General features: G+C 68.1%; 24 protein-coding genes. 9 read left to right on the top strand and 15 right to left on the bottom strand.

Translation table 11 applies throughout. From position 1 onward, the window contains the following. Nucleotides 1-3 precede the first annotated feature (3 nt). From ACN5W5_RS00945 to rsgA, 3 genes are read left to right on the top strand one after another with little or no spacing between them, the layout of a single operon-like run. Nucleotides 4-1,278 (top strand): M48 family metallopeptidase, encoded by a 1,275-nt coding sequence (locus ACN5W5_RS00945; RefSeq protein WP_420046734.1) that lies wholly within the window; start codon nucleotides 4-6, stop codon nucleotides 1,276-1,278. Nucleotides 1,279-1,302: 24 nt separating this feature from the next. Then, nucleotides 1,303-1,623, top strand: a complete 321-nt coding sequence (locus tag ACN5W5_RS00940; protein WP_177138251.1) for a 4a-hydroxytetrahydrobiopterin dehydratase — start codon at nucleotides 1,303-1,305, stop codon at nucleotides 1,621-1,623. Nucleotides 1,624-1,655: 32 nt separating this feature from the next. Next, nucleotides 1,656-2,627, top strand: a complete 972-nt coding sequence (gene rsgA / locus ACN5W5_RS00935) for a ribosome small subunit-dependent GTPase A (protein ID WP_420046733.1) — start codon at nucleotides 1,656-1,658, stop codon at nucleotides 2,625-2,627. A 151-nt stretch (nucleotides 2,628-2,778) separates the two neighbouring features. Here rsgA and ACN5W5_RS00930 read toward each other — a convergent pair whose 3' ends face one another. The 6 genes from ACN5W5_RS00930 to rpsP form a co-directional block, all read right to left on the bottom strand. Beyond that, nucleotides 2,779-3,714, bottom strand: coding sequence for a CobD/CbiB family protein (locus ACN5W5_RS00930; protein ID WP_420046732.1), 936 nt, complete (start codon nucleotides 3,712-3,714; stop codon nucleotides 2,779-2,781). A gap of 89 nt (nucleotides 3,715-3,803) precedes the next feature. Continuing rightward, nucleotides 3,804-4,487: a CoA pyrophosphatase gene (locus tag ACN5W5_RS00925; protein ID WP_420046731.1), complete on the bottom strand. Its 684-nt coding sequence runs from the start codon at nucleotides 4,485-4,487 to the stop codon at nucleotides 3,804-3,806. A 118-nt stretch (nucleotides 4,488-4,605) separates the two neighbouring features. Then, the gene (gene rplS, locus ACN5W5_RS00920) at nucleotides 4,606-4,962 is read right to left on the bottom strand and encodes a 50S ribosomal protein L19 (protein WP_177138265.1); all 357 of its coding nucleotides are present in this window, start codon (nucleotides 4,960-4,962) and stop codon (nucleotides 4,606-4,608) included. Between the two features lie 144 nt (nucleotides 4,963-5,106). After that, complete coding sequence (gene trmD / locus ACN5W5_RS00915; RefSeq protein ID WP_420046730.1) at nucleotides 5,107-5,883, bottom strand: tRNA (guanosine(37)-N1)-methyltransferase TrmD; 777 nt, start codon at nucleotides 5,881-5,883, stop codon at nucleotides 5,107-5,109. A 262-nt stretch (nucleotides 5,884-6,145) separates the two neighbouring features. Continuing rightward, entirely contained in the window at nucleotides 6,146-6,736 is a 591-nt protein-coding gene (rimM, locus tag ACN5W5_RS00910; RefSeq protein ID WP_420046729.1) for a ribosome maturation factor RimM, read from the bottom strand. 48 nt (nucleotides 6,737-6,784) lie between these two features. Then, complete coding sequence (gene rpsP / locus ACN5W5_RS00905) at nucleotides 6,785-7,042, bottom strand: 30S ribosomal protein S16 (protein WP_226465634.1); 258 nt, start codon at nucleotides 7,040-7,042, stop codon at nucleotides 6,785-6,787. 196 nt (nucleotides 7,043-7,238) lie between these two features. On the opposite strand from rpsP, the gene ACN5W5_RS00900 reads away from it, so the two are divergent. Together ACN5W5_RS00900 and ACN5W5_RS00895 are read left to right on the top strand one after the other, a co-directional pair. Beyond that, nucleotides 7,239-7,778: a GNAT family N-acetyltransferase gene (locus tag ACN5W5_RS00900; protein WP_420046728.1), complete on the top strand. Its 540-nt coding sequence runs from the start codon at nucleotides 7,239-7,241 to the stop codon at nucleotides 7,776-7,778. Continuing rightward, nucleotides 7,775-8,299, top strand: a complete 525-nt coding sequence (locus tag ACN5W5_RS00895; RefSeq protein WP_420046727.1) for a hypothetical protein — start codon at nucleotides 7,775-7,777, stop codon at nucleotides 8,297-8,299. Before ACN5W5_RS00900 ends, ACN5W5_RS00895 begins: the two co-directional genes overlap by 4 nt. A gap of 102 nt (nucleotides 8,300-8,401) precedes the next feature. Here ACN5W5_RS00895 and ACN5W5_RS00890 read toward each other — a convergent pair whose 3' ends face one another. The 6 genes from ACN5W5_RS00890 to ACN5W5_RS00865 form a co-directional block, all read right to left on the bottom strand. After that, entirely contained in the window at nucleotides 8,402-9,358 is a 957-nt protein-coding gene (locus ACN5W5_RS00890; RefSeq protein WP_420046726.1) for an AEC family transporter, read from the bottom strand. Between the two features lie 61 nt (nucleotides 9,359-9,419). Continuing rightward, nucleotides 9,420-9,743 (bottom strand): DUF3299 domain-containing protein, encoded by a 324-nt coding sequence (locus ACN5W5_RS00885; RefSeq protein WP_420046725.1) that lies wholly within the window; start codon nucleotides 9,741-9,743, stop codon nucleotides 9,420-9,422. 332 nt (nucleotides 9,744-10,075) lie between these two features. Beyond that, nucleotides 10,076-10,315, bottom strand: coding sequence for a hypothetical protein (locus tag ACN5W5_RS00880; protein ID WP_420046724.1), 240 nt, complete (start codon nucleotides 10,313-10,315; stop codon nucleotides 10,076-10,078). Between the two features lie 5 nt (nucleotides 10,316-10,320). Then, on the bottom strand, nucleotides 10,321-11,538 hold the full coding sequence (locus ACN5W5_RS00875) for an FtsX-like permease family protein (protein ID WP_420046723.1): 1,218 nt from the start codon (nucleotides 11,536-11,538) through the stop codon (nucleotides 10,321-10,323). Next, nucleotides 11,535-12,179, bottom strand: a complete 645-nt coding sequence (locus ACN5W5_RS00870) for an ATP-binding cassette domain-containing protein (protein ID WP_420046722.1) — start codon at nucleotides 12,177-12,179, stop codon at nucleotides 11,535-11,537. Before ACN5W5_RS00870 ends, ACN5W5_RS00875 begins: the two co-directional genes overlap by 4 nt. Then, complete coding sequence (locus ACN5W5_RS00865) at nucleotides 12,176-12,667, bottom strand: Fur family transcriptional regulator (RefSeq protein WP_420046721.1); 492 nt, start codon at nucleotides 12,665-12,667, stop codon at nucleotides 12,176-12,178. The genes ACN5W5_RS00870 and ACN5W5_RS00865 overlap by 4 nt, the downstream gene beginning before the upstream one ends. 83 nt (nucleotides 12,668-12,750) lie before the next feature. On the opposite strand from ACN5W5_RS00865, the gene aztA reads away from it, so the two are divergent. The 4 genes from aztA (at nucleotide 12,751) to ACN5W5_RS00845 (ending at nucleotide 16,354) form a co-directional block, all read left to right on the top strand. Then, on the top strand, nucleotides 12,751-13,551 hold the full coding sequence (aztA, locus tag ACN5W5_RS00860; RefSeq protein ID WP_420046720.1) for a zinc ABC transporter ATP-binding protein AztA: 801 nt from the start codon (nucleotides 12,751-12,753) through the stop codon (nucleotides 13,549-13,551). After that, nucleotides 13,548-14,453 (top strand): metal ABC transporter permease, encoded by a 906-nt coding sequence (locus ACN5W5_RS00855; RefSeq protein WP_420046719.1) that lies wholly within the window; start codon nucleotides 13,548-13,550, stop codon nucleotides 14,451-14,453. The genes aztA and ACN5W5_RS00855 overlap by 4 nt, the downstream gene beginning before the upstream one ends. Nucleotides 14,454-14,462: 9 nt before the next feature. Beyond that, nucleotides 14,463-15,398, top strand: a complete 936-nt coding sequence (locus tag ACN5W5_RS00850; protein WP_420046718.1) for a metal ABC transporter substrate-binding protein — start codon at nucleotides 14,463-14,465, stop codon at nucleotides 15,396-15,398. A gap of 74 nt (nucleotides 15,399-15,472) precedes the next feature. Continuing rightward, a complete protein-coding gene (locus ACN5W5_RS00845; protein WP_420046717.1) occupies nucleotides 15,473-16,354 on the top strand; it encodes an EamA family transporter in 882 nt (293 codons plus the stop codon). Between the two features lie 89 nt (nucleotides 16,355-16,443). On the opposite strand, the gene msrA is transcribed toward ACN5W5_RS00845, so the two are convergent. The 3 genes from msrA to ACN5W5_RS00830 form a co-directional block, all read right to left on the bottom strand. Further along, nucleotides 16,444-16,977, bottom strand: a complete 534-nt coding sequence (gene msrA / locus ACN5W5_RS00840; protein ID WP_420046716.1) for a peptide-methionine (S)-S-oxide reductase MsrA — start codon at nucleotides 16,975-16,977, stop codon at nucleotides 16,444-16,446. Between the two features lie 68 nt (nucleotides 16,978-17,045). After that, entirely contained in the window at nucleotides 17,046-17,705 is a 660-nt protein-coding gene (locus tag ACN5W5_RS00835) for a nucleotidyltransferase family protein (protein ID WP_420046715.1), read from the bottom strand. A 70-nt stretch (nucleotides 17,706-17,775) separates the two neighbouring features. Next, a complete protein-coding gene (locus tag ACN5W5_RS00830; protein ID WP_420046714.1) occupies nucleotides 17,776-18,825 on the bottom strand; it encodes an XdhC family protein in 1,050 nt (349 codons plus the stop codon). Nucleotides 18,826-18,827 lie beyond the last annotated feature (2 nt).

The raw sequence follows: 18,827 nt of genomic DNA, 5'->3' as shown, positions 1-18,827 counted from the left end.
CCCATGGAATCCCCCGCCCTGATGCTTTCCCTCATGTTCTGCGCCCTGCTCGTGGCCGGGCTGATCACGCGCACCGTACTGGCCAGCCGGCAGATCCGGCACGTGGCCCGCCACCGCGCCACCGTACCGGCCGCCTTTGCCCAGACCATCACGCCCGAGGCCCACCAGAAAGCGGCCGACTACACCATCACCAAAGCCCGTTTCGGCCTGCTGGACACAGCCCTGGAAGCCGCTATGTTGCTGGGATGGACGCTGCTGGGTGGACTCGACTGGCTGAACCAGACCCTGCTCGCGGCGCTCGGTGGCGGCATGGTGCAACAGCTCAGCCTGCTGGCCGCGTTTTCTTTGATCGGTGGCCTGGTCGGGCTGCCGCTCGCCTGGTGGTCCACATTCCGCATCGAAGAGCGCTTCGGCTTCAACAAGATGACGCTCTCGCTCTGGCTGGGCGACCTGTTCAAGGGCGCGCTGGTGGGTGCGCTCGTGGGCCTGCCCATCGCCGCGCTGGTGCTGTGGCTCATGGGTGCCGCGGGCGCGAGCTGGTGGGTGTGGGCCTGGGGTGTCTGGATGGCCTTCAACCTGCTGGCACTGGTGCTCTACCCCACCGTCATCGCCCCGCTGTTCAACAAGTTCGAACCGCTGCAGGACGAAACCCTCAAGACGCGGGTCAACGCGCTCATGCAGCGCTGCGGCTTTGCCGCCAAGGGCCTGTTCGTCATGGACGGCAGCAAGCGCAGCGCCCACGCCAATGCCTACTTCACCGGCTTTGGTGCCGCCAAACGCGTGGTGTTCTTTGACACCCTGCTGCAGCAACTCAATCCGGCCGAGATCGACGCCGTACTCGCCCACGAGCTGGGCCACTACAAACGCCGCCACATCCTCAAACGCATCGTGCTCATGTTCGCCCTGAGCCTGCTGGGCTTTGCCCTGCTGGGCTGGGTGTCGGGGCAGAACTGGTTCTATACCGGGCTGGGGGTCATGCCATCGCTGGACGCGCCCAACAACGCCCTCGCGCTGCTGCTCTTCATGATGGTAGTGCCGCTGTTCACCTATTTCCTGTCGCCGCTGATGGCGCGCATGTCGCGCAGCCACGAGTTTGAGGCCGATGCCTACGCCATGGCGCAGACCAATGGCCAGGACCTCGCCAGTGCGCTGCTCAAGCTCTACAAGGACAACGCCAGCACCCTCACGCCCGACCCCGTGTTCGCGCGCTTCTACTACTCCCACCCGCCCGCGAGCGAACGCATCGCCCGCCTGCGCGCCGCCGGCACCCCGGCCTGATCCACATCGATGCCCTCAAGGCTTATGAATCCCATCCACCAGAACCGGCAAGCCCTGTCCGCCACCGCGGTCGTGACCCAGCTCACCCAGCTCAATGGCGACGCCGCCCAGGGCTGGAAACTGATCGACGGGGCGCTGGAGAAGACCTACACCTTCCCCGACTTCCACGCCACCATGGCCTTCGTCAACGCCGTGGCCTGGATCGCGCACCGGGAGAACCACCACCCCGATCTCGCGCTCGGCTTTGGGCGCTGCACCGTGCGCTTCAACACACACGACGTGGGCGGCATCTCGGTGAGCGATTTTTTCTGCGCCGCCGCGGTCGACGCGCTGCTGAAAGACTGAATGCACGCCCTCCCCGCCACCGGAACCACGCCTTGAGCAAACACCCCGCCACCCCCGCAGCCGGTGCGCTGCAACCCGGTCTGGTGGTCGCCGCCTTCGGACGGCATTGCCTGGTGGAGAGCCCCGATGGCACACGGCGCATCTGCCATCCCCGGGGCAAAAAGAACACCGTGGTGGTTGGCGACCGGGTGGCCTGGCAGGCCACCGGCGACGAGGGCAGCATCGAACGTGTGGAACCGCGGCGCAACCTGTTCTACCGGCAGGACGAGATGCGCACCAAGTCGTTTGCCGCCAACCTCGACCAGATCCTGGTGTTGATCGCGGCCGACCCGGAGTTCTCCGAGCGCCAACTCGCACGCTCGCTGATCGCCGCCGAAGCCGAGGGCATTCCGGTGCTGATCGTGCTCAACAAGAGCGATCTGCAACCCGCCTTCGACCAGGCGTGGGAACGGCTGGAGAGCTACCGCCGCATGGGCTGCGAGGTCCTGCCCCTGCGCCTCAAAGGCCAGACCGCTGCCGAAACCGAACGGGGCCTGATCGAACTGGAGCAACACCTGGCTGGCAAGACCACGCTTGTGCTCGGTCCTTCGGGTGTTGGCAAAAGCACGCTAGTCAACCGGCTCGTGCCACACGCCAAGGCGCTGACCGGTGAAATTTCACGCGCGCTCAACTCCGGCAAACACACCACCACCAGCACCACCTGGTACTGGGTGGACGAGACCCGCAGCACCGCCCTGATCGATTCCCCGGGGTTTCAGGAATTCGGCCTCAACCACATTGAACCGATGCAGCTCGCGCACTTCATGCCCGACCTGCGCGCCACGCTCGGCCATTGCCGCTTCTACAACTGCACGCACCTGCACGAACCAGGCTGCGCGGTGCGCGATCAGGTGATGGGCGTCGAAGACGCGGGCCGCGCGAGCAAAGAAAAAAGCATCGGCGACAACCGCTACCGGATCTACGGCGAACTGTTCGCCGAACTCTCGGCCCGCCGCAGCTACTGAGAAAGACCGCCCCCGCAGCGCTTCGCGCTACCCCCTCACGGGGGCGACACCAGCCGTCCGGCAAAGCCGGCCCGGCGGTGTCCCCGGTTGGACCACGTCGTGCGACGCCAATCGCGCAGCTTCGTGATGAAACTGTAGCCCGCCCAACAGCTCATCCAATCAAGCGGGCCAGCGTCAGCAGCGCCAGCAGCAACATCCACAGCACCACGCTGCGCCAGACCAGACCCACGGCGCTCGCCAGATGGGCGATCTGGGGTTCAGCTCTGGAACCGCCCTCCACGGTTTCGACCACGCCATTGACCTCGGCGAGCTGCGCCAACCGCACACCGAGCGCGCCCGACGTGGCCGCCAGCAACACGCCGTCGTTCCCGTGCGCAAAGCGGTCGGACTCATCGCGCCAGCTGGCCACCGCCTCTTCGAAGTTGCCCACGATGGCGAAGCCCAGCGCGGTCACCCGCGCGGGCAGGTAGTCCACCCAGGCCCATGCGGTGGCAGCCGCCTGCTGCAGGGCGGCGCTGGGCGTGCCATCGGGCCGGGCGCGCCAGTTGCGCGCCAGGTATTCGGCCATGCGGTAGAACACCGCCCCCGACGGCCCCAGCCCCAGCACCCAGAAGATCACAAAACAGGCCAGCACGCCAAACACATGGCGGTGGGCCGCCAGCACCGAGTGCTCGATGACCTGGCGCAGCAACTCGGCGCGCGGCAGGCTGGCCGCATCCACCCGGAGCCAGGCAGCCAGCTTCTCGCGGGCTTCCGTGTCGTTTCCGGTTTCCAGCGCCTGGCGGATGTCGGTGAAATGGTGGCTGAACTGCCGGAACCCGACCATTGCGTACAGCACCACCACCAGCCACGCAAAGGCCAGCACCGTGCTGAACGTCCACAGCCCCCAGTACACCAGGCCGGCGAGCAGCGCCGGCACCCCTGCGGCCAGCAACCAGGCCAGCCAGCCGTGGGCACTCTGCCCGGCATCAAGGTTGCGGCGCACCAGCCGCGCCCAGGCACGCAAGCCCGAATGCACCGGGTTGTCGTAGGCGAGCGGGCGCGCCTGTTCCAGCAGGAAAGCGATCAGGATGGCGAAGAAACTCATGGGTCAATGATAGTGTCTGGTCCCGCGTGCGGGTGGCTGGCACCCAGCGGACGCCACATTCAGCGCGGCGACCCTTCCGGCACCAGGCGTCAGGCGCTGAGCAGCCGGTAGAAGTTGCGCAACATGCCGGCCGTGGCCCCCCAGATGAAGCGCTCCTGCTCGCCGTCCTGATAGGGCATCGAGTACCACTCGCGCACCACGCCCTCCCATTCCAGGGCGTGCCTGCGGTGGTGTGCCGGGTTCATGAGGAAGTCGAGCGGCACCTCGAACACATCGTCCACCTCGTGCGGGTTGGGCTTCAGCGTGAAGCCGGGTTGCACCAGGCCCACCACGGGCGTCACGATGTACGAGGTGCCCGTCACATAAACCGGCAGGCTGCCCAGCACCTCCACCCGGTCCGGGGGCAAACCGATCTCTTCAAAGGTCTCGCGCAAGGCCGCAGCCGTGGCGTCGGCGTCCGTCGCATCCAGCTTGCCACCGGGAAACGCAATCTGGCCCGAATGGGTGGACAGGTGTGCCGTGCGCTGGGTCAGCAACAGGGTCGGCCGCGCGTGCATCACCAGTGGCAGCAGCACCGCCGCCTGCGCGGGCGCCCGGTCGGCAAATTTCACCTCGCGCCACAACTCGGGGGTCCAGGCGGGCGGGCGGGAAAACCGTTCGCGCAAGCCTTGCTCGGTCAGGTGATCGGCCCGGGCGGGCAGCAAGTTTTCGCGGGATGCACCGGGCACCACCGGGATCAGGCGTGGATCAAAAACAGGCAATGTTTGAGACATGGTGGTCCAAGCATAGGACACAAGGCGTGCAACCGGCCGTCCCGCCAGGAACAGCCCCAGCGGACAAAAAAAAACCGCTCCAGGGAGCGGTTTTTTTGCGAAGGAAAGCGGTCGCCGATCAAGCGCCCAGCTTTTCCTTGATACGTGCCGACTTGCCGCTGCGCTCGCGCAGGTAGTAGAGCTTGGCACGGCGCACGTCGCCACGGCGCTTGACTTCGATCTTGGCGATCAGCGGGCTGTACAGAGGGAACGTACGCTCGACGCCTTCACCGTTGGAAATCTTGCGCACGATGAAGTTGGAGTTCAGGCCACGGTTGCGACGGGCGATCACCACGCCTTCGTAAGCCTGAAGGCGCTTGCGCGTGCCTTCGATCACATTGACGCTGACGATCACGGTGTCGCCAGGCGCAAAGGCGGGAATGGTCTTGCCAAGGCGAGCAATTTCTTCTTGCTCAAGGGTCTGGATGAGGTTCATGGTTTCCTGTTTTCACGATCATGCCCGCGCTGCACTAAAGGCCACAAATCCGGCAAAAGCCCTGTCCAGTTGGCACCGACGAACGGCGCTGGCTGCGGGCTGGCCCGGTCATGGCGGCCGGTCAGAGGATCGAAAAGCCTTGGATTATAGCCTTTTTGGCTGGCTCAGAAAAGCCTCATCGGCCTTGCTGAGTCGGCCAGCCGCCCTCGCATCCTCCAGCAGCTCAGGCCGCAGGCGGGCGGTGAGCGCCAGGCTCTGCTCGCGCCGGTAGCGCGCGATGCGCTCGTGGTGCCCACCCTGCAGCACCTCAGGAACGGCCATCGGTCCCTGCGGGCCGTTCCAGACTTCGGGTCGGGTGTGGTGCGGGCTGTCGAGCAGACCGTCCAGCGCCGGATTGAAGCTGTCCTGCTGGTGGCTGCCCTCATCGCCCAGCACGCCCGGCATGAGACGTGCCACCGAATCCAGCAAAGCCAGCGCAGCGATCTCGCCACCTGAGAGCACAAAGTCACCCAGGCTGATCTGCCGATCGACACAGGCGTCGATGAAACGCTGATCGATGCCCTCGTAGCGGCCGCACACCAGCACCGCTCCGGTGCTGGCGGCCCACTGTGTGGCGCCCGCATGGTCCAGACGCTGGCCGATAGGCGAAAACAGCACCACCGGCGCGCGTGTTTCGTCGGGTTCGGCCCGGTCGGCACGGATGGCCTGCAGGCACTGCCAGAGCGGCTCGGCCATCATGACCATGCCAGGGCCACCGCCGAACGGCCGGTCGTCCACGCGGCGGTAATTGCCCTCGGCGAAATCACGCGGGTTCCACAGACGCACATCCACCTGTTTCGACTCGAACGCACGGCGGGTGATGCCGCTCTTGAAAAACGGCTCGAACAGCTCGGGAAACAGGGTGATGACGTCAAAGCGCATGTGGGTATTGTCACCCCCCTGCGCCGCTGCGCGGCTTCCCCCCAGGGGGACGGCGCCCTTCGACCGGCAAAGCCGGATCTTCGGCGCCCGCTGGGCAAGACACCTTGCTCGCGAGCGTCCTGTGAATTCGTTGTCGAGCTTTCTGCGACACAAGGGATGGCGGCGCGCCCCGGCCCAACCCAGCAAACGCCGAGGAACCGGCTTCGCCGGGCCTAAGGCGTTGTCCCCCTGGGGGGAAGCCGCGCAGCGGCGCAGGGGGGGATTAGTAGTCGAGACCCCAGTCGGCGGTGATGCGGCGGGCTTTGAGATCGACGTCGTCGATGTAGGCGGCCACGAAGGGGATCATGCGCTCGGCGCTCTGTTCCTTGCCATCCACCGTCTCGGTGTATTCCATCACCAGCACGGAATTGGGTCCGGTGGGCATGAGGTCGCGCACCACGCCCAGGTGCACGCCATCGCGGTTGACCACGGTGAGGCCGATCAGGTCGACCCAGTAATACTCGCCTTCGGGTGTGGCCGGGAACGCACTGCGCGGCAGGTAGATGCGCACGCCCTTGAGCGCTTCGGCGCCGTTGCGGTCGTCCAACCCTTCGATCCGGGCCACGATGCCATCGGAGTGGGCCTTGATCTCGGCCACTTTCACCCGGACACCGCCCGCAAACGCCGAAAAGCCGCGCGCGAAGCGGGCTTCGGGCGGCTGGAGGAACCATTCGGACGATTCAAACAGCGCCGAAGTGTCGGCGCTGTGCGGCAGGATGCGAACCCAGCCTTTGATGCCCCAGGCTTCCTGGATGCGACCCAGTTCGATGGCGTCGTCCGGGAGGGACGCGGTGGCGAACGGGCTGTTGGACATGCAGGAAAGAGGCAAACCGGCCAGCCCTGTGCGGGCCGGCCAGGCCCATCAGGCGGGCACGACCTTGGCGGCGGCTTGCTTGACCAGGCGGGACACGGTGTCCGACGGCTCGGCGCCGACGCTGGTCCAGTAGGTCAGGCGGTCCATGGCGACGCGCAGGGGCTCTTCACCACCGCGGGCCAGCGGGTTGTAGAAGCCGATGCGCTCGATGAAGCGGCCATCGCGGCGGTTGCGCTTGTCGGCAACCACGATGTTGTAGAACGGGCGCGATTTGGAACCGCCGCGGGAGAGTCGGATGACGACCATGATTTATCCTTCGGATGGAGAAGCCCCAAAATCGGGACTTCAGTGGGTTTTTTTGGCTGAATAAACCCCATTCATTGCAGCGCCTGAGACACACGACTGACCACCCGGCCAGCGAAACACCACAAAACCCGCGATTATAGCCCGTGTGGTACCCCCATCAGCGTCTCATCCCCAACCATTCGCCCTCCCTCACGACATGCCCCTCATCCGACCCAGCCGCGACGAAGATCTCGACGCCATCACCCGCATCTACGGCCACCACGTGCTGACCGGCACCGGCACTTTCGAAACCACCCCGCCCTCGCTCGCCGACATGACGGCGCGCCGCGCCGACGTGCTGTCCAAGGGCCTGCCCTGGCTGGTGGTCGAAGAAAGCGGCCAGGTGCTGGGCTTCGCCTACGGCAACTGGTTCAAGCCGCGCCCGGCCTACCGCTTCTCGGTGGAGGACTCGATCTACCTGGCGCCGGAAGCCGCGGGCAAGGGCCTGGGCCGCGCCTTGCTGGCCGAGCTGCTGGCCAGTTTCGAGCGCGCCGGCGTGCGCCGGGTCATGGCGGTGATTGGCGACTCGGCCAACGCCGGCTCCGTCGGTGTGCACCGCGCACTCGGTTTCGAGCAGGTCGGCGTGGTGCCGTCCTGCGGCTGGAAGTTCGGTCGCTGGCTCGATATCGTGCTCATGCAGCGCAGCCTGGGCGCGGGCGACAGCACCCCGCCCGAGCCGACCGAAGGCGCGGCATGAGCGCCGCGCCGGGCCGCTCCCAAGCAAGCTCGCTCCGCAGCCCGCAGGGCGAAGGTACTCCAGTGCCCGCCCGCGCACGCAACAAGACGCTCACCGTCTGGCTCGCCGTGCTCGGCGGCAGCATGGGTCTGCACCGGTTCTACCTGCGCGGCCTGGGTGACTGGATCGGCTGGCTGCACCCCATCGCTGCGGCACTGGGCTGGTGGGGCGTGGAGCGGGTGCAGGAACTGGGGCAGGACGACAAACTGGCCTGGGTGCTGATTCCGTTCCTGGGCGCGAGCATCGCCACCAGCTGCCTCGCCGGCATCGTCTACGCGCTGAGCGACCGCGCGCAGTGGAACAGCTGGTTCAACCCCGGCCTGGACGCCGAAGCGGTGGCCGGCGGCACCAACTGGCTCACCATCGGCGCGCTGGTGCTGGCGCTGCTGGTTGGCACCGTGGCCTTCATGGGCAGCCTGGCGTTTGGCATACAACGTTACTTCGAATACCAGATCGAAGAAGCCAGAAAGATCAGTCAATAGGCGTATCCGGAACGCGTGTCCCACCCAGCACACGGCAGAACCGGCTTTGCCGGGCTGCTCGTGTTGCCCCCTGAAAGGGGGTCGCGCGCAGCGCGGCGGGGGTCAGCCCATGTAAGACATGACCAGCATGACCAGGCTCAGCGTGAACAAGGCCAGCACGGTGGACAGGCCCATCGCTGCCGTGGTGAGCTCCTGCGCCACTTCGTAGCGCTGGGCAAACAGGAACACGTTGGCACCCATCGGCAGCGCGGCAGCCACCACCATCACGGTGAGCGGCAGACCCGTGATGCCCAGCGCCCAGGCCGCCAGCCCGACCAGCAGCGGCAAGAGCAGATTCTTTGAAGCCGTGATCCAGAGCGCCTGGCGCAGGTGACCGCCCAGCGGCGTGCGCGCCAGCGTCACACCGACCAGCACCAGCGCGATGGGCCCGAACGCGCTGCCCAGCAACTGCAGCGGCTTGTCCACCACCGTGGGCAGCGTCCAGCCGGTCTGCGCGAACAGCAGGCCGCTGATGATGGGCAGCGGAATCGGGTGGATCAGCGCGCCCTTGAAGGCCATCCATGCCGTCTCCAGCACATGCGGCACGCGCTCGCCACCCGCGCGTGCCTCGCGCGCCACCACCAGTTCCAGCACCACCGAGCTCACCGTGAGCAGGATCAGCGCGTGCACCGACACCAGGGTCAGCAGCGTCACCAGCGCCGCCTTGCCATAGGCCAGTTCCACCAGCGTGATGCCGATCATGACCATGTTGGAAAACACGCCACCCACCGCCATCACCACGCTGCCGCGGTTGAAACCGCGCCATGCGATCGAAGCGCCCAGCAGGCCCAGCGCCACCGGGAAGTAGGCCGCCAGCGGCCGCAGGTCCAGCGCCTGCACGTTGACCGCGCTCATGGTGCGGAACAGCAGCGCCGGGATCAATAGCAGGAACACCAGGTTGGACAGGTCCTTCACCGCGCCCTCGCGGATCCACTGCAATCGCCCGGCCAGGTAGCCCAGGCCAATGAGCAGGAAGACCGGGGTGAGCGATGCGACGACGGGGTGGGCGGTGATGTTCACCGGGCGATGGTATCGCCGCGGTGCGCGTGCCCACAGGCCAGGGGCTTTCGGCTTTGGCCGTTCACTTCACCCCTGAGGCTTCGGTGAAGCGGTAATACAGCCCGGAGGGGTCCTTCTGCAGCACGTGGAATTTTCCTTCGACCACCACCGCGGCCTGGCTGTACTTCACCGGTTTCACGGTGCGCACCTCGACCATGCTCTCCGGTCCGCCGGGGGTGCAGAACGCACAGGTCAGCGGCACGGAAGCGAGCAGGAAATGGCGCTGCTGCTCGCCCGGACCCAGCGGCATCATGAAGCCCTGCAGGCGGATCGTCTTCTGGTCCAGCGCCGTCACCGCGACCGGGTACACCGGCACGATGCGCCGGTTCTGGATTCGGGTTTTCACATCCGTCAAGACCGACCAAGCCACCACGTCGGTGCGTGGTTTGAGCGGTGCGAACGGGCTCAGCGGACTGTGCACCCCCGCGCCCTGGCCGTGCGGCACAGCCGACGGCGTACCTGCCGGAGCGGATGCAGCCGGCGACCCCAACGGGGACGACAGGGCCTGCGCGAAAACGGCCGTTGCTCCGCACAAAGACACAGTGATCAAAGAACGAGAGAGGTGATTCATGTCAACGAAGTGTCTCCAGCCGAGAACGCCGCGGAACCGGCTTCGCCGGGCCGCCAGCGTTGCCCCTTGAGGGGGTGACGCGCCGCAGGCGCGGCGCAGGAGTGGGCTCAGTGCCCATGCCGCATCCCGCAATACTTGCCAATCGCCAGACCCTTGCAGGCGGCCTGAAGTTCCGCCATGCACACGTCTTCCTTCTTGCCCGACGCCAGGCACTTGGCCGCGCCTTCGTGCGCCGCGGCCATGGCGCGGTGGCGCGCGATGTCTTCCTGGGTTTCCTTGTCGGAATGTTGAGCGAAAGCGGCCGTGGCGAGCAGGACCAGAGACAGCGAGAGCAGGTGTTTTTTCATCCGGTTTACCTCGGTTGCAAAAGAGACAGTACATCCATGCGGTAGGCGCTCACCGCCGGCACCGCAGCCGCGGCCAGCGCCACGCCCAGGGCCGCCACGGGCACGCCGGCCAGTGCGGTCGGCCAGTGCCAGCCACTGATGGCCAGGCCCTGGTCGGCCATCCACCACCAGCCCACCAGAGCGGACAGGCCCTGCGCGGCCAGCAGGCCCAGCGCGCTGGCGAGCAGCGCCAGCCAGAGCGCTTCACACAGCAGCAAGGCGCCCACCTTGACCGGCGGCGCGCCCAGCAAGCGCAGCATGGCGGTGTCGGCCCGGCGCTCTCGCACCGCGCTCCACAGCGCGATGAACACCGAGAGTGCCGCCACCAGCAGCAGCACCGCGCCCATGCCCTGCAGCACCCGCGTGCCCACGCCCACCATGGAGAGCAGGCGCGTGATCTCCATCGCCGGCGCGGCGGCCTGCATCTTCGTGGTGGCGTTGATGAAACGCGGAAAACTGATCGCCGCCATCGGCGTGTTGTAGCGCACCAGCGCCAGCGTCACCTCGCGCTCGGCCTCGATGGCTTCGCGGTCTTCGGCCGACAGGCTCTGAAACTCGCCCGCCGCCAGCCCCTCGTGCACGTTCCAGACCGAGGCCGTGTCGGTCACCACCAGCCGGTCCAGCACGCAGCCGCAGGGCGCGAGAACGCCCACCACGGTGTAGGGCATGTCGGCGTGTTCGTGGCCACCACCGCCCAGACCGTGTGAACCGGTGAAACGCTGGCCCAGCTGCAGCCCGGTGGCCTGCGCCACCTGTGCGCCCAGCACCGCCTGCATCGGCACACTCCACAGCGCGCCCTGCGCCAGCATGGCGCCATAGTGCGCCGGGTAATCGGCGTTGGTTCCAACGATGCGAAAGCCCATCACGCTGTCGCCCAGGCTGAGCGGAATCACCTGCGCCACCTGCGGGTGCGAAGCCAGCGCCTGCACCTCGGCCAGCGGCACATTGCCCGGCGGCACGTCCATGTGGAAAACGCCCGCCAGAATGAGTTGCAGCGGGCTGCCCTTGGCACCCACCACCACGTCGATGCCCGCCAGATCGCGCTCGAAGGCGTGGTCAATCTGGTCCTGCGCGATCAGCACGAACGCCATCGACGCCAGCCCCAGCGTGAGCAGCAGCAGGTTCAGCGCCGAAGCCAGCGGACGCGACCACAGGTAACGCCAGGAAAGCGAGAACACGTTCATGCGTCGCCGCCCATGGCCAGCACCTGCGCGCCTGGCACTGCCTGCACCACGCGCGCGTCGTGGGTGGCGATCACCAGCGTGGCACCCGCGATCTGGGCGCGCTCGCGCAGCAGCGTGAGCGCGGCGGCGCAAGCCGCGTCGTCCAGGCTGGCGGTGGGCTCGTCGGCCAGGATCACGCGCGGGCGCAGCAGCAGCGCGCGCGCCAGCGCCACGCGCTGCGCCTCGCCGCCCGAGAGCCGAGCGGGCTTGCACGCGGCCAGTTGCGCCACACCGAGCGCATCCAGCGTGTGGTGCATCGCCACCTTGTCCAGCGGCAGGCCGGCGGCGAAAAACACCAGGCCCAGGTTGCCCGCCACCGTGAGCGCTTCGCTCAGCAGCAGTCGCTGCGGCAGAAAGCCGATGGTCCGGGCGCGCCAGGCGTCGCGCGCGGCAGGCGCCAGCGCGCCCACCGATTGCCCGGCCACCGCCATCTCGCCACCCGTGGCCGAGAGCAGGCCCGCGGCCAGCGCCAGCCAGGTGGACTTGCCGCTACCGGACGGCCCGCGCAGCAGCAACGTGCCGCCCTGGGGCACATCGACATCGGCGAAGCGCAGCGCCCTGCCGTCGGCAAAACGGCAGGCCAGGCCGCGGGTGTGGATCACGCGGCCGGCTCCTGCGGCAAGCAGCTCGCGCAGGTGCCGTGGATCGCCACATCCACGCGCAGACCCTGATGGCCCAGTCCGGCCAGCGTGCGCAAGAGATCGCTGGCCACCGCCTGCGTGGGCGCGCTGCCCTCGACCAGGCGGAACTGGCGATGGCAGGCGTCGCACTCAAAGCGCGGCGCCAGGCCCTCGTCGGTGTCGGCCAGGCCGTAGCGCCAGGTGCGGGCGTCGTCGTTGGCGTGGCGCTGCAGCACGCCGCAGGCGGCCAGCCGGTCCAGCAGGCGGTAGAGCGTCACGCGGTTGATGTCCAGCCCGCGCGCGGTGAGCGAGGCCAGCGCTTGGGCGTGGCTCAGCGTACCTTGCGGATTCGCCAGAAACAGGCCCAGCACGGCGCGTGTGGCCAAGGTGCGGCGCAGGCCCGCGCGTTCCAGGCGGGCCTGGATCTCGGCAGGCACCAGGGCGGTTTCTTTGGGCGGACGTGTGGACACGGGCATGGCTCCATTATTGCAACAAAGTTGCGTTAATATCATCTTTATTGCAATTCAGTTGCGATAGTTTACGCCCGCCTTCCATGAACAAACCTCCATCCCCATCCGCTGTCCCGGCGATCGAACTGCACGACCTCACGCTCGGCTACGACCGCCACCCGGCCGTGCACCACCTGAACGCGCGCATCGCGCCCGGTTCGCTGCTGGCGCTGGTCGGCCCCAACGGCGCGGGCAAGTCCACGCTCATCCACGCGCTGGCCGGTGAACTGCGCCCCATCAGTGGCACGGTGAGCGGTCTGGCCGGCCAACGCATCGCCTGGCTGCCGCAGCACAGCGGGCTCGACCGCAGCTTCCCCGTCACCGTGCGCGACATGGTGGCCCTGGGGCTGTGGCACCGCGTCGGCGCGTTCGGGCGCTTCACCGCGGAACACCGGCGCCTGTGCGACGAAGCACTGGCAACCGTCGGGCTCACGGGCTATGAACAACGCAGCCTGGACGCGCTCTCGGGAGGCCAGTTGCAGCGTGCGCTGTTTGCCCGCCTGATCCTGCAGGACGCACCTGTCGTGCTGCTCGACGAGCCGTTTGCCGCGGTGGACAACCGCACCAGCGCCGACCTGCTGGCCCTGCTGCACCGCTGGCACCGCCAAGGCAAGACGGTGATCGTGGCGCTGCACGATCTGGCGCAGGTGCGCGCGCACTTCCCGCTCACCCTGCTGCTGGCGCGCGAGCTGGTGGCCGTCGGCCCCACCGCCGAGGTGTTGACCGATGCGCGCTGGGCACGCGCCCAGCGCATGCACGAGGCGTTCGACAACGAAGCGCCGCTCTGCGCGGCGACGCCGGACAAGCGCATCCACGCCCACGCCATCGGGGAGGCCCTCGCATGAACGACACAGCCGCTTCCCCGTTCCTCGCCTGGCTGCTGGCCAACCCCGTGCTCGGCCCGTTTGCCGAATTCGGCTTCATGCGCGACGCCCTGCTCGGCTGCGTGGCGCTCTCGCTGAGCGCGGCGCCCGTGGGCGTGTTCCTGATGCTGCGCCGCATGAGCCTGACCGGCGATGCCATGGCCCACGCCATCCTGCCGGGCGCCGCCATCGGCTACCTGGTGAGCGGCCTCTCGCTCACCGCCATGACCCTCGGCGGCATCGCGGCCGGGCTCACCGTGGCCGTGGGCTCCGGGCTGGTGGCGCGCAACACCGTGCTGCGCGAAGACACCAGCCTCGCCGCCTTCTACCTGCTCTCGCTCGCGCTGGGCGTGCTCATCGTCTCGGTGCGCGGCAACAGCGTGGACCTGCTGCACGTGCTGTTCGGCACCGTGCTCGCGCTGGACAACGCGGCGCTCACGCTGCTCGGTGGCATCTCCGCCACGACGCTGGTGGCGCTCGCCCTGCTCTACCGCCCGCTGGTGCTCGAATGCCTGGACCCGGGTTTCCTGCGCCAGGTCAGCCGCTGGAGCCCGGTGGCGCACCACGGTTTTCTGGGTTTGCTGGTGATCAACCTCGTGGCCGGTTTTCACGCGCTGGGCACGCTCATGGCGGTGGGCATCATGGTGCTGCCCGCGGCCACCGCGCGTTTCTGGGTGCGCCGCCTCGGCCCCCTGCTGCTGCTGGCCACCGCGCTCGCCCTGCTGGCCTGCCTGAGCGGCCTGCTCATCTCGTACCACGCCGACTGGCCCACCAGCCCGGTGATCGTGCTCAGCCTCGGCGCGATGTACCTGCTTTCCCTGCTCTTCGCGCCGCACGGCGCGCTGCGCCACCAGCGTCCCGCCTCGTCCCATCTGCAAGCCTAAGGATCTTTCATGAACACCTCACTGCGCCGCCCCCTCATCGCCACCGTCATCGGCCTCGCCACCGCAGCCCTCAGCCCCGCGCTGCCGGCCCGGACCATGCCCCCCATCAAGGCCGTGGCCAGCTTCAGCATCCTCGGCGATCTGGTGCGCCAGGTCGGCGGGGACCGCGTCGCGGTGGCGGTGCTGGTGGGACCCGGCAGCGATGCCCATGTGTTCCAGCCCACGCCTTCGCAGGCCCGGCTGGTGGGCCAGGCGCAGATCGTGTTCTCCAACGGCCTGGGCTTCGAAGGCTGGATGAACCGCCTGCTGGGCGCCGCCAGCTACTCGGGCCGCCACGTGGTGGCCAGTCGGGGCATCCAGGCGATCCACACCGAAGAAGCCGGTGGACACCCACATGGTGGCCTCCAACACGAGGAAACCGACCCGCACGCCTGGCAAAGCGTGCCCAACGTGATGGTTTATGTGGGCAACATCGTCAAAGGCCTTTGCGAGGCCGATGCGGCGGGTTGCGACAGCTACCGGCGCAACGCGGTGGCCTACAACGCACAGCTCAAGGCGCTGGACACCGACATCCGCGCCACCTGGGCCGTGATTCCGGCCGCGCAACGCAAGGTCATCACCTCGCACGACGCGTTCGGCTACTACGCCCATGCCTACGGCGTGAAATTCCTCGCCCCGCAAGGCGTCAACACCGACAGCGAAGCCTCGGCCAAGGGCGTGGCGCAACTGGTGCGCCAGATCAAGAAGGAGCAGATCAAGGCGCTGTTCGTCGAGAGCATTTCCGACCCGCGCCTGATCGCGCAGATCGGTCGCGAGACCGGCGTCAAGCCCGCGGGTGAGCTGTTCTCCGATTCCCTGTCCGACGCCCAAGGCCCGGCCACGAGCTACGTGGCCATGATGCGCGCCAACACCACCGCGCTCACGCAGGCCATCCACGGCCACTGAGCGTCGCGCAGGCGCGCTGCCCCGGGGGCTGCACGTGGCTACACTGGCGGGCTTTTCACCCGCCGGAGCCCCCTTTGCCCATCAACCACCTGTTGCTCGCCCTCGCGGTGGTGTTCGTCTGGGGTACCAACTTCGTGGTCATCCGCTGGGGACTGGACGGCCTGCCGCCGTTCCTGTTTGCCACGCTGCGCTTCACCTTTTCCGCCCTGCCCTGGCTGCTGTTCATTCCGCGACCCACCGCACCGTGGCGCAAGCTGGCCGCGTTCGGCGTGTTGCTCGGTGTGGGTCAGTTCGGCCTCTTGTTCCTGGCCATGCGCAGCAGCATCTCGCCCGGACTGGCCTCGCTGGTGGTGCAGGTGCAGGTGTTCTTCACCATCGGTCTCTCGCTGCTGCTCATGGGCGAGCGCGTGCGCGGCTTCCAGATCGTGGGCCTGCTGCTGGCGCTAGCCGGACTGGGCGTGATCGCCTTGAACCTGGACGCCGCCGTGGTCACGTGGCTGGGGCTGGGCCTGGTGCTCTCGGCCGCCTTCTTCTGGGCCGGCGCGAACCTGGTGGTGAAGTCGCTCGGGCCGGTGAACATGCTGCACTTCATGGTCTGGAGCAGCGTGTTCGCGGTGCCGCCGCTGCTGGCGATTTCATGGTTCATCGAAGGCCCTGCCCTGATGCAGAGTGCGGTCACGCACGCCACACCGCTGGTGTGGGCCAGCGTGCTCTGGCAGGCGCTGGGCAACACGCTCTTTGGCTACGGCGTGTGGAACTGGCTGCTGGCGCGCCACCCGGCCGCCACCGTGGCGCCGCTGGCCTTGCTGGTGCCGGTGTTCGGCATGGGGGCTTCGGCCTTGTCGCTGGGTGAATCGCTGCCGGGGTGGAAGCTGGGCGCTGCGACGCTCGTGCTCTGCGGCCTGGCCGTGATCGTTCTGTGGCCACGGCTGCGGGCCCGCCTGGAAAGGCCCTGAACTCCGAGACGATCCGCCGACGGGCCGCCCCAAGGCGGATCAGCCCCCTGGGGGGCAGTGACCCGCGCAGCGGCGGAGCGTGGGGGCCTCTATTTCGCCAATCGCGCGAAGGTCTTGCGGAACTTCGCCACCTTGGGTGCGGCCACGGCCATGCAGTAGCCCTGGTGCGGGTTGCGCTCGAAGAAGTCCTGGTGGTAGTCCTCGGCCGGCCAGTAGTTTTCCAGCGGCGCGAGTTCGGTCACGACCGGGCGGCCAAAAGGCTTGTCGCGCGCGAGTTCGTCCAGCAGCGCCTGCGCGGTTTCTCGCTGTTCGTCGTTGGTGAAGTAGATGCCGCTGCGGTACTGCGTACCCACGTCGTTGCCCTGGCGGTTGAGCGTGGTCGGATCGTGGATCACGAAGAAGATTTCGAGGATCTCGCGTGTGCTGATCACGGCCGGGTCGTATTCGAGCTTCACGACTTCGTTGCAACCGGTGCGGCCGGTGCACACGTCTTCATAACTCGGTCGTTCGGTCTGTCCGTTGCTGTAGCCCGACTCGACGTCGGTGATGCCGCGCACTTCCTTGTAGACGGACTCGGTGCACCAGAAGCAGCCGCCGCCGAGCACGATGGTCGATAGGGTCATGGTTGATTCTCCTTGGCCCGCAGTATGGGACAAGCCCCAAGCACCCACCGTCCCAGGGGTCGGCCGCGTCAGGGTGGTTTCGGCCAGGCGATGCTCGCGCCCGCCAGACGGGACCGCAGCATCTGCAAGTCGTCCGGCGTGTCCAGGTCGATGACGCAGGCGTCGCGGTCGGCCTGGAGCCACTGTGTCGAGCCGGTGTTGGCCAGCATCCACGCCCTCACCGCGCGGGGCCAGGGCTGCCCGGCGACCGCTTGCACGGCCTGCCAGGACAGCAGCACCGGATGGCCGCGCACGCCGCCAACCACGGGCACCTGCGCCTGCGTGTGCGCGGGTCGTTGCGCCCAGGCCCGCAGCAGTGGCCGGATGTCGTCGGCCGCCAGCAGCGGCAGGTCCGCCACCAGCAGCATCAGGTCGGCGCCCGGCTGGTGTCGCAGGTGTTCATGCACCGCCAGCCGCTGCGAGGCCACCAGTTCGTCCGCGGGTCCGCTGTGCCGGATGACCTGCACGTCACAACGCCGGGCGAGCGGCAGCAGCGTGTCGGCGTACGGGCCGATCACGGCGCTGATGGCTTCGATGCCCGACTGGTGCAGTGCGCGCACCAGCCGCTCGAACAGGCTTTCCCCATCGATCAGCAGCGCCGGTTTGGGCACGCCACCCAGTCGGCGGCCCAAACCGGCCGCCAGGAGGGTGGCCGCCACCGGGGCACCGGGGTGCACAGACGGGTTCATTGGCGTACCTCCGCCCTCCGGGCTGCGGTGCGAGCTGGCTTGGGAACGGCCCGGCGCGGCGCTCATCTGTTCACACCGGACAGGTGGCCGGCAGCTCCGCGGTTGCAGCCCCACCGTCCAGCCACGCCGCCTTGCCTTCGGCCACCGGCACCGGCGTGACCCGCTGAATGCCGTTCTTCGCCGCCACCACCTCGGCCATGATGGACAGCGCGATCTCGGCCGGCGTCTTGCTGCCGATGTACAGGCCGGCCGGCCCGTGCAGGGCGTCCAGCTCGGCCTCGCCCAGGCCGAAGTGCTCGCGCAGGCGCTCGCGCCGCAGCGCGGTGTGGCGTCGCGAGCCGATGGCGCCCACATAGAAGGCCTCGGACTGCAGCGCGTCGATCAGGGCCAGGTCGTCGAGCTTGGGGTCGTGCGTCAGCGCCACCACCGCCGTGCGCGCGTCGGGCTGGAGGCGCAGCACCAGGTCATCCGGCATCTCGTGGCTGAGGGTCACGCCGTCCAACGACCAGCTGGCGCGCTGCTCCTCGCGCGGGTCGCAGACGATGACCTCGAAGTTCAGGCTCAGCGCCATCTGGCTCAGGAAGCGCGAGAGGTCGCCGGCGCCGATAAGGATCAGCCGGTGGCGCGGCCCGAAGTGGGTGATCAGCGTGTGATCGGTCAGCTCCGGCACACCGTCGCGCCGACCCGGCTGCAGCTCCACCGCGCCGCTGCGCAGGTCCAGCCGGCGCTGTGTGCTGCGCCGCTCCAGGTTGGCCTGAAGCAGTTGCGGCAGCTGGCTGTGTGCGGCCACCGGCTCCAGCACCAGCTCCACCGTGCCGCCGCAGGGCAGGCCGAAGCGGTGCGCCTGGTCGGCCGAGATGCCGTATCGCAGCGTGGCGGGCCGGCCCTGCGCGCACACCGCGTCCAGACCTTCTTCGCGCACGCGGCGGATCAGGTCGTCCTCGATGCAGCCGCCCGAGACCGAGCCCACGGTTTCACCCCGGCCGTTGATGGCCATGAGCGAGCCCGGTGGCCGGGGCGACGAACCCCAGGTACGCGTCACCGTGACGAGCAACACGGACAAGCCCGCCGCGTGCCAGGCCTGCGCCGCGCGCAGGACTTGGGTGTCCAGGTCTTCCATGG

The sequence above is a fragment of the Hydrogenophaga sp. ZJX-1 genome, from assembly GCF_048590325.1.
Taxonomy (GTDB): Bacteria; Pseudomonadota; Gammaproteobacteria; order Burkholderiales; family Burkholderiaceae_C; genus Hydrogenophaga.
The sequence above is the reverse complement of the archived record's forward strand: the minus strand, read 5'-3'. Positions and strand labels throughout refer to the sequence as shown.

Coding starts and splice junctions, on each gene's coding strand:
- ACN5W5_RS00945 (WP_420046734.1), top strand. CDS start 4: ATGGAATCCCCCGCCCTGATGCTTTCCCTCATGTTCTGCGCCCTGCTC.
- ACN5W5_RS00940 (WP_177138251.1), top strand. CDS start 1,303: ATGAATCCCATCCACCAGAACCGGCAAGCCCTGTCCGCCACCGCGGTC.
- ACN5W5_RS00930 (WP_420046732.1), bottom strand. CDS start 3,714: ATGAGTTTCTTCGCCATCCTGATCGCTTTCCTGCTGGAACAGGCGCGC.
- ACN5W5_RS00925 (WP_420046731.1), bottom strand. CDS start 4,487: ATGTCTCAAACATTGCCTGTTTTTGATCCACGCCTGATCCCGGTGGTG.
- rplS (WP_177138265.1), bottom strand. CDS start 4,962: ATGAACCTCATCCAGACCCTTGAGCAAGAAGAAATTGCTCGCCTTGGC.
- trmD (WP_420046730.1), bottom strand. CDS start 5,883: ATGCGCTTTGACGTCATCACCCTGTTTCCCGAGCTGTTCGAGCCGTTT.
- rimM (WP_420046729.1), bottom strand. CDS start 6,736: ATGTCCAACAGCCCGTTCGCCACCGCGTCCCTCCCGGACGACGCCATC.
- rpsP (WP_226465634.1), bottom strand. CDS start 7,042: ATGGTCGTCATCCGACTCTCCCGCGGCGGTTCCAAATCGCGCCCGTTC.
- ACN5W5_RS00900 (WP_420046728.1), top strand. CDS start 7,239: ATGCCCCTCATCCGACCCAGCCGCGACGAAGATCTCGACGCCATCACC.
- ACN5W5_RS00895 (WP_420046727.1), top strand. CDS start 7,775: ATGAGCGCCGCGCCGGGCCGCTCCCAAGCAAGCTCGCTCCGCAGCCCG.
- ACN5W5_RS00880 (WP_420046724.1), bottom strand. CDS start 10,315: ATGAAAAAACACCTGCTCTCGCTGTCTCTGGTCCTGCTCGCCACGGCC.
- ACN5W5_RS00875 (WP_420046723.1), bottom strand. CDS start 11,538: ATGAACGTGTTCTCGCTTTCCTGGCGTTACCTGTGGTCGCGTCCGCTG.
- aztA (WP_420046720.1), top strand. CDS start 12,751: ATGAACAAACCTCCATCCCCATCCGCTGTCCCGGCGATCGAACTGCAC.
- ACN5W5_RS00855 (WP_420046719.1), top strand. CDS start 13,548: ATGAACGACACAGCCGCTTCCCCGTTCCTCGCCTGGCTGCTGGCCAAC.
- ACN5W5_RS00850 (WP_420046718.1), top strand. CDS start 14,463: ATGAACACCTCACTGCGCCGCCCCCTCATCGCCACCGTCATCGGCCTC.
- msrA (WP_420046716.1), bottom strand. CDS start 16,977: ATGACCCTATCGACCATCGTGCTCGGCGGCGGCTGCTTCTGGTGCACC.
- ACN5W5_RS00835 (WP_420046715.1), bottom strand. CDS start 17,705: ATGAACCCGTCTGTGCACCCCGGTGCCCCGGTGGCGGCCACCCTCCTG.
- ACN5W5_RS00830 (WP_420046714.1), bottom strand. CDS start 18,825: ATGGAAGACCTGGACACCCAAGTCCTGCGCGCGGCGCAGGCCTGGCAC.